Annotated in this window: 11 protein-coding genes and 2 pseudogenes; 3 read left to right on the forward strand and 10 right to left on the reverse strand. The window is 57.5% G+C overall.

The annotated features are described in order from the left end of the window. Positions 1-76: 76 nt before the first annotated feature. A pseudogene (locus QP971_RS11385) lies at positions 77-781 on the reverse strand (IS1/IS1595 family N-terminal zinc-binding domain-containing protein); the annotation flags it as partial. Between the two features lie 387 nt (positions 782-1,168). Here QP971_RS11385 and QP971_RS11390 point away from each other — a divergent pair. Then, complete coding sequence (locus QP971_RS11390) at positions 1,169-1,279, forward strand: IS3 family transposase (protein WP_349821147.1); 111 nt, start codon at positions 1,169-1,171, stop codon at positions 1,277-1,279. A 47-nt stretch (positions 1,280-1,326) separates the two neighbouring features. Here the strand turns inward: QP971_RS11390 and QP971_RS09140 are convergent. The 6 genes and pseudogenes from QP971_RS09140 to QP971_RS09165 form a co-directional block, all read right to left on the reverse strand. Next, positions 1,327-2,472 (reverse strand): annotated as a pseudogene (locus QP971_RS09140) (IS1249 family transposase). Positions 2,473-2,797: 325 nt separating this feature from the next. After that, complete coding sequence (locus QP971_RS09145) at positions 2,798-3,811, reverse strand: alpha/beta hydrolase (protein WP_284811543.1); 1,014 nt, start codon at positions 3,809-3,811, stop codon at positions 2,798-2,800. Between the two features lie 137 nt (positions 3,812-3,948). Beyond that, a complete protein-coding gene (locus QP971_RS09150; RefSeq protein WP_284811541.1) occupies positions 3,949-5,643 on the reverse strand; it encodes an arabinofuranosyltransferase AftB family protein in 1,695 nt (564 codons plus the stop codon). Between the two features lie 53 nt (positions 5,644-5,696). Next, complete coding sequence (locus QP971_RS09155) at positions 5,697-6,677, reverse strand: decaprenyl-phosphate phosphoribosyltransferase (protein ID WP_284811539.1); 981 nt, start codon at positions 6,675-6,677, stop codon at positions 5,697-5,699. Then, on the reverse strand, positions 6,670-7,185 hold the full coding sequence (locus QP971_RS09160; RefSeq protein ID WP_269954061.1) for a phosphatase PAP2 family protein: 516 nt from the start codon (positions 7,183-7,185) through the stop codon (positions 6,670-6,672). The genes QP971_RS09155 and QP971_RS09160 overlap by 8 nt, the downstream gene beginning before the upstream one ends. Then, positions 7,175-9,127, reverse strand: coding sequence for a glycosyltransferase (locus QP971_RS09165; protein WP_284792038.1), 1,953 nt, complete (start codon positions 9,125-9,127; stop codon positions 7,175-7,177). The genes QP971_RS09160 and QP971_RS09165 overlap by 11 nt, the downstream gene beginning before the upstream one ends. 106 nt (positions 9,128-9,233) lie before the next feature. Here QP971_RS09165 and QP971_RS09170 point away from each other — a divergent pair, with 106 nt between their 5' ends. Beyond that, positions 9,234-10,496, forward strand: coding sequence for a hypothetical protein (locus QP971_RS09170; protein ID WP_284811537.1), 1,263 nt, complete (start codon positions 9,234-9,236; stop codon positions 10,494-10,496). Here the strand turns inward: QP971_RS09170 and QP971_RS09175 are convergent. The 3 genes from QP971_RS09175 to QP971_RS09185 are packed head-to-tail and all read right to left on the reverse strand — an operon-like array spanning position 10,493 to position 11,546. After that, on the reverse strand, positions 10,493-11,080 hold the full coding sequence (locus QP971_RS09175; protein WP_284792036.1) for a three-helix bundle dimerization domain-containing protein: 588 nt from the start codon (positions 11,078-11,080) through the stop codon (positions 10,493-10,495). The genes QP971_RS09170 and QP971_RS09175 overlap by 4 nt on opposite strands. A gap of 58 nt (positions 11,081-11,138) precedes the next feature. Then, entirely contained in the window at positions 11,139-11,345 is a 207-nt protein-coding gene (locus tag QP971_RS09180; RefSeq protein WP_284792035.1) for a DEAD/DEAH box helicase, read from the reverse strand. A gap of 39 nt (positions 11,346-11,384) precedes the next feature. Further along, positions 11,385-11,546: a hypothetical protein gene (locus QP971_RS09185; protein ID WP_284811535.1), complete on the reverse strand. Its 162-nt coding sequence runs from the start codon at positions 11,544-11,546 to the stop codon at positions 11,385-11,387. Between the two features lie 262 nt (positions 11,547-11,808). Between QP971_RS09185 and QP971_RS09190 the strand changes: the two genes are divergently transcribed. After that, complete coding sequence (locus tag QP971_RS09190) at positions 11,809-13,803, forward strand: helix-turn-helix transcriptional regulator (RefSeq protein WP_284811533.1); 1,995 nt, start codon at positions 11,809-11,811, stop codon at positions 13,801-13,803. Positions 13,804-13,848 lie beyond the last annotated feature (45 nt).

The following is a 13,848-nucleotide window of genomic DNA, read 5'->3' on the forward strand; positions in this document are numbered from 1 at the left end:
AAGCACTCACATCAGCTACACTGACCCAAGCAGCATAGCTAACCCCCGACGTGTCTACTTTCCGGGGGCCAGGCCCTCTGGCTTTGAGTTGGGTGCTAAATACGGTGCCGAACTGTTGTAGTTTTACGGTCCATTCGGCTGCTTTATCCAGGTTGTCAACGGCTAGTAGCTTAAAGGAAAGTCGTAGTAATGCTTTACCCATCGGCGAGGTGGGGTGAAGGCCGGTGGCGCGTTGGATATTGCGTTTGACGTGGACAATGCAGCGTTGAACCGGGGTATGAGGCCACAGTTGGTGTAGTGCTTTAAGCCCTCCGGCATCGCCATCGCAGGTAACCAGTTGTGGTGGGGCTAGCGGGTCGAGCAGGCGCATGTAGGACTAGGAGGATTCTTTCGTGCACCAGAACCAATTGATGACATGGGTGGAGTCGGCAGCCACAACAAGGCATTTGGTGTTGAAGTAGGTGCCGTCGATGAAGATTTGGTCGTAGATTCGCTGCTTATCAACGCTTCGGGGTGGTTGGATAAGCCAGAACGGTGTGAAGCGTCGTTGCAAAGTTCGTGGTGAAGCACCGCAGGTTTTAGCTGTTTCTTCCAGGCTGTTGCTGGAGGTGAGCCAGGAAATGAAAAGGCGGAAGCATTTGGCTTGCACGGCGTCGTTATTCACGCGGGTGAAGGTGGCTTTGCAGGTGCGGCATCGCCATCGTTGGTGCCCAGCACTCGTTTTTCCGTGTTTGGTACATGCCCCGCCGCAGACGGGGCATCGAGGATGATTTTTACTCATCCTCTCATCGTGAACCTAGGTGCCTAGCACACCGGCATGGCTTTGGCGGTATTTCATGGTCGAAGCTGGGATATCCCTCCGGATAAGTGAAATATTCCTAATATCAGCACGCCAGACCGGCTAGCCGTACAACCTCACCAACACATCCTGTCGTTTAGGCCTATTCTTCGATAGCTTGAAGCTCTTCAACCGTGTCGAAGGCTTCACCGTGATTGATATCGATTCTAAGTAACCGAAGAATTTGGTCCTTGCCTCTGTTTGGTAGACGCTTGATGTCCAGACCGGTTGGGTTGACAAGAAAGGTAATCGACCACCATGTCTAGGTACTCCGAACAGGAGTCAGGTCCCTCACCCAACAATTTTGTGTGCGCCGGATTGTTCGGCCGAATGAAAAATGCGATGTTCTATGGGCGTAAGTGGCGCCATCGTGAGGAATCAGAGAAAACGATTCATGAATATGTCGGCTCCTACAACGACCGAAGAATCGTAGTTAAGTAGCAGAATGTGTGTCCGCTCGGCGTTTCGCGGGGCGGGTACGCGGTTGGTTACTTCATGGGGCCTTTTCTGATTACTATCGAGTGTTCGTACTCGGTTGGGATAGCGTTGTCGTAGAAGGCAGGTCGGCCTGTTTCCTGGTCGGCTTTGTTGTGGTCTTCTTCGGCAAGATCGTTGACTTTGGCGAGTTGATCTTGATTATAATTGCACTGCCTGGCGGTATTTAGCGGATCGTCAGGCAGTTGCTTTTTGGTGTGGAGGTACCCCTCGAGCATTTTTCGTTGGCGTTAGCCAGACCTGCCTCGGTGCGCATCTGCGATGCGTTTGAGCCTGGCGTTGATGTCGCCTTCAAGACTGTTTGTCGTTGAGGCCCAGCGCTTAGGATCAAGCGCATTCGGTTGGGGGCTGCAGGTAGGTAAACAGCCAATTGTTGCGCGATAGGTGCAGCAGTGAGTTGTAGGCTTTGCGCACCCGTAGATGAGTCCATTCCCACTGGTTATTGAGAGTTCGGCTTTCTTTGGCCACGGAGGTTTTCTCGTTGAGGAATGTTTTGAATATCTGACCGAAGCCGTGCAGACGCAGCGTCCACTCCCGTGCCTGGTCGAGCGTGGTGACACGGGTTAGTTTCAACGCCAGTGCGTAGATGGCTTTGCCGGCGTCGGTGCGCGGCCGTGAGGTGGTGTAGCGGCGGATGACGCGTTGCGCATGGACGAGGCAGCGCTGAATCATTGCGTTTGGCCAGCAGGCTTTAATCGCGGTGAGTGCGCCTTGTCCGCCGTCGATGACGACGCAGAGCGGCTCGGCGATTTTGTGAAGAAGCTGCGTGTATGCGTGGACAGTTTCGTGTTTGGTCCAGTGCCAAGCAATGACGTGGTGGCGTCGATGAAGATCTGCTCGTAGACGCGCTGCGGGGCACCGTCGTTGGGGATGTCGATGAGCCAAAGGTTCAATCGGCAATCAATTGACCAACGACTCACCCTTTGTTGCTGAGCGAGTTCAGACAACGTTGCTGTGGAGGTGGCATAGGAGACGAAGGCTTTAAAGTTGCGGGCCTGCGTGCGATCGGTGCGGGTTCGTGTCGTGGAGCTGCCGCAGTTCGGGTCTTTGCACCGCCACCTGGTTGTACCTTTGGATGTGGTTCCGTTTTTCTTCATTTGCCCAGCACTTACCGGGCATCGCGGTCTGTTTTTACTCACCCGGAAAGCACACCAACCCCGACTAGCACAGGGGGTGTCATTCCGATGGATTGAACACGAAACGGGCGGATATAAGCATCAAGACTTTATATCCGCCCGATTTACCCAGCCTGAGCAGCAAGATCGCTGTAACTCAGACACACTTTTTGCTACTTAACCCAATAATCAAGCTTGAGTTCGACAGATTAAGCATCGACCAACGCCGACGCAAACTGCTACTCTGAATATTCCTAAAATGTCCGCATCCACTTTTGCTCCTTACCCCCCTTTTCGAGGATGGGTCAGCGCTGATACGAAAGGTACTCGCGATGGTGCCCTTTATGCGCTACCACGCGTTCATCACATTCAAGACCTGTGGCTTAGAGCGATTGAGCTGATAGCCAAACTGCTCCCAGTTGTGCAGCCCTTGAGCAGGGTAGCTTACAGTCGGATTTAGACCCTGCAGCCGCGCAGCGGTTTCCCACGCGCGAGTAGTCGCATTAGACCCGACTTCTAAGGCTGCCCCCGCAGCTTGATGCTGTGGCAAATAGTGGCTGTCTCCAGGACCAGGGATACCTGATGCCGCAGAAATATATAGATTAGTGTTACGCAATCGAGGAATCAGCAACAGTGGATCGTTTTGGAAGCGCTTCGGATTGAATAGCGATCCGTACATTGCATTGATATTAAAGCCACCAGCATCCAACATGGCCAGACGCATGAAGGTCTGTGCCCCTGGAACAGTGGTAGTCAAGAAACCGGAAAAAGACAGCGCTTGCCTGAATTGATTCGGATGCTTCGCCGCTAGGGTTAGCGCGGCACCAGCGCCCATCGACAAACCAGCAATAGAGTTATTGTTACGTGCAACGCCGAAGTTTCGCTCCAGATAGCCTGGGAGTTCGCTGGTCAGAAACGTCTCCCACTTATAATTAACCGGATTTGATAGATCATACGTCGCAGGTCCCTGCCAGTCTGCGTAGAAGGATGCAGCTCCGCCCACCGGCATAGCCAGGGTAATATTATGTGGCTCGTAGGTCTTGGCAGCATTGACGTCGTTTACCCACGCGTTGGTGCGATTGGTAGCACGCAGTCCATCGAGCAGGTAGAGGGCAGCATTGCCGCCCCGCTTCGCGGGCTGAATCTGCACCGGAATAGTGCGGCCCATAGCCTGGGACCACACGTCACAACGCTGGACCCACCAGCCAACCTTGTCCCACTCACACGTACCAGTGGCGTCACGGCGCAACCAGTCGCGGTTGGCTGCCTCTGCCGGCTGGGAACCCGCCACGACGGCTAGACCCAAAGCTACGGCAACTGCCATGATGGCTGAAAGGACGCGACCCTTGATGGAAGCAGTCATCTTTCTCCTTCAAACTACTCGGTGATTGTCACTAAGTTCTATCGTCCGAACCCTGTATATCGTTAACGTCACGGATCGATAACAATGTCACAGGTTAGTGTAACTTAGGTTGGCCCTAAAGTCTGCATTAGAAGGAATTAGTGCAGGTAGTCCGAAGGATCCGAGGAGAAGGCTAGGGTCCGCCCGTCGGTCAGGGAGAATTTAATATTTTTCCAGAAACGGTCCCAAGTTAGGGGTTCCCTGTATGTGGCGAAGAGTTTCTGAAAATCGGCGTCGGCAAGCGCAGCTCGAGCCTTGGTCGCCTCGTACTTATCAATCCAGGGCGGAGTCTCATCGATATCGGCTGCGGAATCTGCCACCTGCCACGACATTTCCAGGCTCTTGTCGTGCCCAATGCGTCCTCCCACGATGCGCGGCTGGCGCGCCGCCAAGGGGTTACTGAGGCCAATATCATCCAGCACACGAATATCTAGCGGCGCGTTCATGGAAGAAAGTCCCAGGTTGAGCAGGTAAACAGTCGGCGGATCGGTACGCAAAGGGTCCGCTGGCGTGGCCATCCAAGAGGACTTATCTTCCCCCTTGATAAAACGGAAGGTCATGGCATCGCCAGCCTTTAGTTCATCGATACCTTTTTGGTAGTCCTCCATAAACTTAGCTCCGAGGAAATCTTGGGCACGCATGGGAGGCTCCTGCCGCTGGGTGGCGTAGGTCCAGAAATCACGCTCGTCTACGATGGAAATTTCATCCTCATAAATGCTGCGATCCACCGGATGGCCGCGCAGAACGATAACCAGCGCCCACACCGCGCAGAAGACGGAGACGATCCACATGCGTACGCTAACGACAAAGATTGGAAGCAGAAACGCAAAAAGTGGCAGCAGCAGCATGCGGCCGTGCATAAAGTCTCCGCCCACGCGCAAGACGTAAAGCGTATGGATGAGCGCCGCACCCGCAAAAAGATACGCGGCAGTGGCGGTGGATCGCACAGCAGTGGGGCGCAGGTCCGCCTTCCACAGACCCACAATGGCTAGCACGATGAGCGGCAGGAAGAGCCAATACGGGCCGACGAAATCTGCCAGGTAGGTAAAGCCCTTGCCCCATTCGGAACCGGCTGCAGACTTGGCGACGGCTGTGTGCGGGGTCAGCAGCCCGTAGTAGCCCATGCGAAAAATCTCATAGGCCAACGGCAGCGGTACCGCGGCGGCAAGAATCTTCCACGAGCGATGGGATACCAGCAGCAATACACCTATCAGCCCGCCGTACAGGGCGAGCTCTGGCCGCACGAGCCAGGACAATCCGGCCCAGAAAGCTAGCCAGTAGGCGTCGCTATTACTATTGGCGTGGCGGGCCGGCCGCGACCAACGCAGCAACAGTGTCCACAGCACAGCAAGATAGAAAATGCACAGACCCCATTCCAGACCGGATGTGAAAAAGTCCCGCGCCGGTGGCAGGGCCAGATACACCAGCGCGCCAGCCGGAAGGACGGCCCCAGAGCGCATGCTTGCCGATGCCCCCGTACCGACGACCATTGCCGCTACCGCCAGGATAAGGCCCAAGTAAATGGCGATGCCTTCCAGGTTTGCGTGGGAGACCCAGCGCACAAGGAAAATGAGGTACTGCCACAACGTGGAAGTATTGGCCTCTACACGCTCGCCCATATTGAAAACCGGACCGTTCCCGGCTTCAAGGTTGCGCACCGTGCGCAGGACGATGAGGCCGTCATCGGAAATCCAGCGCCGCGCGAAGCCGCCCCAGAAAGATAAAACACCGATCACAAGAACGACCGCTGGGGTACTCCAGCGGGCGACACTCTTGTGATCGATGTTAAGCACGGGGAGAAAGTTTATCAGTCCCGCGGAAAATTTCTATATCAATTCACCTGTGTCTAGAACAACGGCATAATATAAACCGCCATGGCAATGCAGGAGAGCCAGGCCAAGGCGAGAACCTGCAAGGTGCGGTCCTCCAGTGCAATCTCGTCCGGTGCACCACCCTGGCCGCGGTCCACATCGGCCGCGTAGCGGAGGATGGCGATGGTAAACGGCACCATGGAAATTTGGTACCACACGCCACCGGTCTGAGCATCGCTTGCAAGCTCGAAGCCCCATAGGGTGTAGCAGATGACCACCGCGGTGGCGGCCAGGGTCCACACGAAGCGCAGGTAGGTAGGCGTATAGCCTTCTAGGGACTTGCGGATCTTCGCGCCCGTTTGTTCTACCAGCAGGATCTCAGAATACCGCTTGCCGGAGGCCATAAAAAGCGAGCCAAAGGCTGCAACCAGCAGGAACCACTGAGATAATTCGATGCCCGCGGCTACGCCACCAGCCATGGTGCGCAGCATGAAGCCCGAGGACACCAGGGCAATATCGATCACCGGCATGTGCTTCCAGCCAAAGCAATAGCCCAACTGCAACGCGATGTAAATCGCCATCACGATAGCCAGCTGCGGCCCAGCGGTGGCAAGGAAAGACAGGCCGATGGACAGGCCGATGAGCACCACGGCCATGACATAGGCGAGCTTAATCGGCAGCACGCCCGAGGCAATCGGGCGGAAGCGCTTGGTCGGATGCTCTTGGTCCTCGCGCCAGTCCTTCGCATCATTAATCAGGTAGATGGAGGAAGCGCCGAGGCAGAATACGATGAATGCCAAGAGGACATCAACAAGCACGCGGCCGTGGAACAGAGCATCGGCGCCGGCCGCGGCGGGGGCCGCCAGCACGAGGACGTTTTTGACCCACTGCTTGGGGCGCAGGGCCTTAATCATGCCATCGACAAGATTCTTCGGTGGCTTGCGCTTGCGGCCGGTATCTACGCCAGAGGTGTGCGGTTCCGAATGGAAAAAGTGCTGGTTTCCATCATCACTCATGCTTCATTCCTTTCATCACGACCTCTGCGGTAGCAGCGCCGATGGCCGCACCCACTGCCGTATCTGTTGGATAGTGCACTCCGAGCACCATACGCGATGCCATCATTACGGGCACGCCGAGAAGGGGAGCCTTGCGGCCGGTAAGGCGGCTTACCGCCACCAGGAATGCGGTGGTCGAAGTCGCGTGCGAGCTAGGGAAAGACAATGTGGAGGGCGTCTTTACCCCCACGCGCACGTATGGATAATCCGGGCGCTTGCGGCGCACGATGCGCTTGAGCACCACACTGGCGGCGTGCGCGAGGAAGGCGGCGGCCCCAACACGGACCCAGCCTTCGCGGCGGCGCTTGTCGATGCCCGCCCCTACCGCAGCGCTGCCCATCCAGCCCAAGGCATGCTCGCCCCAGTGGCTAAGCCCGCGGGCGGTGGGAAGCACGCCGGGCACGTCGAAGGCCGCACCCTGGATGCATTCGAGGACGCGCGATTCTGCTACGGAAAGCTTATTGGGCATCGAAGACCTTCTTCCACGACTCGCGCGAGGTCAGCTCCGGCTGGGCCGCGCGGTATTCGGCGCGCAGGTCGTCGAAGTTCTCTTCGATTTCCTTCAGCAATTCGCGGGTCTGGGTCACGAGGTCCTTGGCCAGATCGCGATCACGTTTGCGGAAGGCCACGCCGGTGCCACCCGCGGTGGACACAGTGGCCGAATCTACGCGGGACAAGGTGAACCAGCGGGCCTCGTCCGGGGTGAGGTTGAGCTGCGGCGCCTCGTGGTGCGCAGCGTCTTCCTTGCTGACGAGGTGCTTGAGACCCTTGATAGCCCACGGGATCTTCTTAATCTTGGCCAGGCGGCCGCCGATATTGCGGGTGGGCACGCCCGGCGCGCCGGTGGGAGCCGGCAGCTCATCGGCGGATTCCAGGATGACGGCATCGGAGTAGTTCTTGCGGATCTGCGCGATGCGCGGCAGCGAAGACTCCAAGATGTCGAAGAGATGGTCCGGCCCGGCCAGGAAGTCTCGCATAGCCTCAATCTGGATGGCCATGGTGGAGTATTCCATGCACATGGTGTGCTTGAGGGTGGACTTAAAGATGGACTTGGTAATGCCCTTGACCGGCCCCTCGTGGTACATCGCGGCCACGATGAGGCGGTTGCGTAGGTGGAAATAGGCCTGCCAGTCAATGGCATCGTCCTTATCGGCCCAGGCCATGTGCCAGATGGCGGCACCCGGCCAAGTCACCGTAGGGAATCCGTTGCGCGCTGCTCGCAGGGAGTACTCGGTATCGTCCCACTTGATAAACAGCGGCAATGGCTGGCCGTTGGTTTCTGCCACGATGCGCGGGAAGAGGCACATCCACCAGCCGTTATATTCCACGTCAACACGGCGGTGCAGCGCACGGGAATCATACTTTTTCGGATCCAGGTGGGTTTCGTGGGTACCGATGGCGCGCAGCGGGTACTTAGCAAAGTCGTGGTCGTAGACGGCGTGCGGCGCCGCGCCCCACATGAAATCGGCACGGTTAACCTGCTCGCCGGTAGTGCGCAGCTGGGAGCGTTCCTGCAGGTTGAGCATCTGGCCGCCGACGACAATGGGCTTGGCGGCGTAGCGGGCCGCCTGAACCGCACGCAGTACGGAGTCCGGCTCAATGGCGATGTCATCATCCATGTAGAGGATGAAGGGCGAATCGGTATGTTCCAGCGCCTCGTACATGATACGGGAGTAGCCGCCAGAGCCGCCCAGATTGCCCTGGCGGAACTCGCGGAAACGATCGCCAAAGTGGGCCACTGCCTCGTCGTAGCCCGGCTCATCAGCGGGGTGCTGGTTGCCCTGGTCCGGCATGAGGACGAAGTCGATAATTTCATCTACCACCGGGTCCTCGGCCAATGCCTTGAGTGCTGCCACGGCATCGGTCGGGCGGTTAAAGGTAGGAATACCGACCGCCACGCGCTTGTCTTGCGCCGGCTGCTCGGTCCCATCCGGCAGCACCTGCGGGCCGGGGGCGTGGGGAGAGCACCAGGCGGCGTCGGCAAGCGTGGTTTCCTGCTCGGCGGTGATATCGAACCACAGCCAACCGCCGTCCTCGAAGTTTTTGAGTGGCAGCTCAAACTCGTGGTGGCCGGTGCCCACCAGGTGGTTGGCCACGGAAATACGCTGGCCATCCTGCTTGGAGCGGTAGAGTGAAATATTTGCTTGACCCTCAATGTCTAGGCTGAGAATAACGGAACGCAGCTGCGACCAGCGGCGCCAATAAGAAGCCGGGAAGGCATTGAAGTAGGTCTCAAAAGAGGCTTCCTCGCCGGCCGGAATGGTGACGGAGGTGCGGTTAAACCAGCTAAGGCGTTCGCGGTTTTGCTCGGCCTCGATGAGGTAGAGCATCCGCACATCAAAGGGCTCGCCACGCTTAGGCAGCAGGATGCGCTGCAGGGGCTCATGGGCCTGGGTGTTGTTGGCAGTCACGATAGCTTCGATTCTCCAAACGGTATAAACAGTAGTCAGCGATTTAGCGTAGTTGCTTTTGCATAAGTACTACGGTTTACACGCGGAGCCCGTAAAATGGAACATCATGAGATGGGTTCCTTGCGCGGCAGCAGTAGGTCTTCTCGCTGTAGCCAGCGCGCCCGCCGCTATCGCAGAGGAAAAGCCCGCGGTGGAGTTTCTGGACCACGCCCAAACCCTCAGCAATTCGGACGAAGACGCCATCAAATCGCAAGCACAGTCCATGCATTTGCCGGATTCTGTGCACGAAGTCCTCTACGCTACGTATCCGAATTCGGGCGAGGAATTTTCCCGGACTTTGTTCCATGACTTGGCCCGCGAGCATCCACATTTCATCAGCGGAAGTGAGTTACAGAAAAATGTGCTCGTCATCGCGGTAGGTTTTGAGCCCAATAGTATGGCTGTGCACTGCGGCACAGAGGTGTGCCAGGACATCAAGATTTATGACGAGGGCCGCATGGACGGCATCTTGGACCAGATGCGGCCGGCGCTGGCGGACGATGACTATACCGTCGGCATGATCTTGGCGACGCGCGCCGCCGCGGATACCACCGTGCGCCGACAATATGCGCAGGATGCACCCACGTGGTCCGTGTTCATCGCAGCCACTATGGTGCTCGTGGTTCTGGGCGCGGTCGGCCTCATTACCTACTTGTTCATCCGCCGCGCCCGAGTGCGCAAGCGCTTCGATTATATTGAGGGCGCTCGCGACGGGGCTGAGGAACTCATCAAGCGCACGGAGGCCCGGATTGACGCCCTGCATTCCCCCTTGGCGGGCGACTACCTGAAGGTACAGTGGCGCTCTCTGTTCAATCAGTACACTGATGCGCGACCGACGCTCAAGGCGCTGGAGAACATCCAAGACTATTCCCTGCACGCCGCTTCCATTAAGGAGGCATACAAAGCGCTCAAGCAAATCAATACGGCCGCAGCGCAGATAGATTCCTTGGAAAATTTCTGCGCCGGCGATACTGCAGTGCGCGCGGGCGAGGTGCAATGGCTGCTTGGCGACGCCCAAGCGGCCCTCTCCCGCCAGCCCGACAACGCCAGCTTGCGCCAGATAACGCAGCGCATTAAAGACCTGTCCCAGGATCTGTCGCGGAAAGACTTCGACTCCGCCTTCGCTCGCGTCCTCGAGGACTACCACCCCATGGTGGGCGCGCTGCCAGAAAGGCTATATCCGCAACGCGACCGTAAAACTCCCCCGCTTCTGGGCACGCCGGAATGGCGCCCCGGCATGGGCACGCATTACATGCCCTATAGGTTTGCGGGCTTCTGGGTGGCCAATAATAACGTCTCCTCCCAGCTGCCCGACCCATATCGCTTCTAGGCGTTGACCGGTTCGGCTACCGGATCAATGCCCAGCTTATTGAGCATGTAGAGTACGCGGGCTTCGAGGTCATCAGCCAATTCGCGCGCCTCCTCCACGGTATCCGCGGCAGGAATATCCCAAATTTTGATGTCCTTGCCTGCCTCATCGCGCTCGATCTCGCGGCCCAAGAACACGATGTAATCCGGCATCGCTACCGTACGCACCTCATCGAGGTACTTATTCGGGGCCTCGCCCATACCGCGCTCGTTCATGACGTGGGCGAGGTGGCCTTCTGCCTCGTTTTCCGGGTGGGCAACGGCGGTATCCACAAAGAGGGCTTCGCCGGCGTGCTTGCGGGTGAGTTCCGCTGCGGCTTGGGCCAGCGCATTATTGGCACCGGCGGCAAAACGTACGTGCAGACGGTGAGCACCGAAGTAGTCGCGCACCTCACGCTCCACCAAAAGCGGCACGAATTCTTCGAGCTCCGCCTTCTTGGTGTGCTTGGCAATAACCTCATCGAGCTTGGCATCGATTTCCGCGGCCGTGTAGTCGTGGCCGTAGTTCTCGTGCAGATCCTGGCGCAGGGTTTCAAACTGGTTCATTGTTATCCCCTTTCTCGGATTATTGTCCCGTTTGCTAATTGTTAACCTGTCGTTAACTTTAACAGTTAATGTTGGGTAAAGTCAAACGGTTGGGAATAACCCAATAGTTTTCTGCACCGAAAAGCGGAAAGGCCCGCCGGGAGTTCCGGCAGGCCTTCTTGGACTGTTCCTTCTTTTTATCGGGAATGCGCGATGCGCGGCTACGCAATTTCAGGTGCTCCTGCAGCCGCTCCGGCGACATTTTCCACATGCGGCGGTCAGCCATGCCGTCACCTCCTTTCCCAGAGGTAATCAAGCATAGCTTCTAGTGGCCTCGCTCCCGCTCAAGGGCCTTGCGCTCATTCCAGAACGGAGCCAGCTTGTTGTCGAACATACTCAGCGCGGAGACGATAGCCATCCACATGTCGACAGCGACAGACAGCCCAGCCAACACGTTCACCAGCAGGAAATCGGCCACAAAGTGCACATCGATCCCCCGCTTTAGCACCGGACCTGACCGAACACGTCAGCAAGTCATGCGCTTTTGAAGCCCGATCCCCACGAAAACCAAACCACTTTTGGGCGACACTCTTGTAGTTTGAATTACCCAGCCTTAAGCCCCCTTCAGGACGATTAACAGACTAAAAGCTGGGCACTCCACTCGAGTTCGTTTAACGTATTGGGCAGAGCAATCAGCAATGACCGCTCACCCTTATTCCCCATCACTACCCTATGAAAGGAGGCCTCAAGTGACCGCAACACTGACACTCGCCGATGTCGCCCGGCTGACCGGCGTTACGCGCCCCGCGGTCAACGAGTGGATTCAGCGCTTTAACTCCGAATCCATCACGCCCTTCCCCTCCCCTTACGGAGAACATGATGGCCACCCCTACTACGCCATCACCGAAATTCAAGACTGGCTGCGAGCAACTAAGCTCGGCCGCCGCGACACAGCCGTTGAAGATGCCCTCTTCTATTCTTCGCTCTACCGAATGCTGCTCCACAATCCGGAACGCGCGGCCTTGGGCCTTTTAAACTGCAACACGGCTCTCTCCCCTCAGGATTTTTCGCCCTCTGCTGCAGTAATCGACTCTCTTACCGCGGCGTACCAGCGCGCAGCAGACAACATTCCTTCTGATGACCCTGAAGCTGACATCGCACAAGCCGCAGAGCAGGTAGCCGAGGCAGCTTTCGGGCCCGCGGCCGCGCTCGCCCGTCTTGCAGATGACCTCAGTGCTCAGCGCCAGGTCACACTCTCTTCCCGATTTACTTCCCGCGCTATGCAAGCAGTATCGGAAGCCCTCACGCTAGAGAACCCAACTCCACCTATCATCCCTACTGATGAATACAGCCTAGGTTTCGTCACTGGACTCACCCGGGAACTCGAAGAGACACTGGTGCTCAGCATCGGATATCGAAAAGACTGCGCACCAGACTCTCTCTATTGGGCCGAACTAGCGTGCCGAAACGTGGAATTCATCGACGCTAGCGAGGAGATCCCAGCGAATTCTCTCCTCGTCCACGCTGTTCCTTCCCCTCCAAAGACTGCGCCCGAATACTTCGAGCACCTCCAGGACTTGCTCGACAACTTAGACGAGCGCGGCGCAATGTTCTGCATTTCCACCGCAGACATGCTTATCGAGGACTCTTTAGCGCAGGTCGTCCGACGGCGGTTCCTCGCACCGACTGAAACCGGTGCAATTGCACCGCTGCGTTACAGCGCACGGCTGCCCCGAGGTATTTTTCCGGACCGCGGACAGCAGCAGGGCGCACTATGGATTCTCAAGCGCCCTAATCGCGAGGCCATAGGCAACCCTGCCGATGCTGCTGTGGTTATCGCTGACGTGCCGGACCTTAAGAGACCCGGTCTCGTCTCAGACTGGGCAACCATGCTCACCACACCGGATGAAGCACGCAAGCACGCCTTTGTCCGCGGTCGTATTCTTCGCGCCGCTGATGCCTGGCGCAGTCGTACTCATTCTCTCGATGTCTCGGTCTTTTCTTCTACGTCGACGTCCTCCGCCGCCGATCTCATGCATACCGCGCATCAAGCAGGATTAGACATCAGTTCAGCAGGGCTGGAGGACGCGCAGCCAAAGATTGGTATGCGCGCTGAATCGGGGGCAACGCGCCTTGAGTACCTACCGTGGAAGGCCGCGACCAACGCTCGCACTGGGGTACTGCAGAAACTCAGCGGATCCCGCATTGCCGAACATGATCTCGCCCCTGAAGCAGTAGCAAAACTGGAACTCATCGGTGAACCCGAAATTCTGGGGAGCATTCCACAGGGCGCACGTTGCATCGATCGTCTCCGGCTGGAAGACATTGCACCGCGCGGCACCCTCACAGAACCAGGGGACGTGGTCTTCATCAAGAACCCAAGACCACGCGCGCTCATCGATGAGGAAGGCGGCAAGCTAGTCACTGCACCGGCTCAAGCACTACGATGCCGCACCTTCCGTGGACGCAGCCACACTCCCTTGGAACAGGTCTGCCTTCCCTACCTCGTAGAGAAGGCTATTAACGAAGCTGTCTCCTCCGAGTTGGCATCGGTGTACTTCCCCGTATTGCCTCGCAAGAATGCGGAAGACCTCAGCACAGTCGAGCAACAGCTCGGCGCACGGCGTCGCCAGTTGGTTGAGCAGCTAAGGAGCATCGATGTTCTACGGCACAACCTCACTATTTCGATAGGTACCGGTGCTGTCACCATCGCTGAATCTCGTGCACAATCCCCGCCAGGCTAATAACAGAGTTCAACATTCAAACGCACAAACACCGTTATATGTAAG

The organism is Corynebacterium marquesiae (assembly GCF_030229635.1).
GTDB lineage: Bacteria > Actinomycetota > Actinomycetes > Mycobacteriales > Mycobacteriaceae > Corynebacterium > Corynebacterium marquesiae.

What these genes read in the sequence shown, in the direction of transcription:
- QP971_RS09160 (WP_269954061.1), bottom strand. Translation starts at nt 7,185, where the DNA reads ATGCCCAATAAGCTTTCCGTAGCAGAATCGCGCGTCCTCGAATGCATC.
- QP971_RS09175 (WP_284792036.1), bottom strand. Translation starts at nt 11,080, where the DNA reads ATGAACCAGTTTGAAACCCTGCGCCAGGATCTGCACGAGAACTACGGC.
- QP971_RS09145 (WP_284811543.1), bottom strand. Translation starts at nt 3,811, where the DNA reads ATGACTGCTTCCATCAAGGGTCGCGTCCTTTCAGCCATCATGGCAGTT.
- QP971_RS09155 (WP_284811539.1), bottom strand. Translation starts at nt 6,677, where the DNA reads ATGAGTGATGATGGAAACCAGCACTTTTTCCATTCGGAACCGCACACC.
- QP971_RS09180 (WP_284792035.1), bottom strand. Translation starts at nt 11,345, where the DNA reads ATGGCTGACCGCCGCATGTGGAAAATGTCGCCGGAGCGGCTGCAGGAG.
- QP971_RS09170 (WP_284811537.1), top strand. Translation starts at nt 9,234, where the DNA reads ATGAGATGGGTTCCTTGCGCGGCAGCAGTAGGTCTTCTCGCTGTAGCC.
- QP971_RS11390 (WP_349821147.1), top strand. Translation starts at nt 1,169, where the DNA reads ATGAAAAATGCGATGTTCTATGGGCGTAAGTGGCGCCATCGTGAGGAA.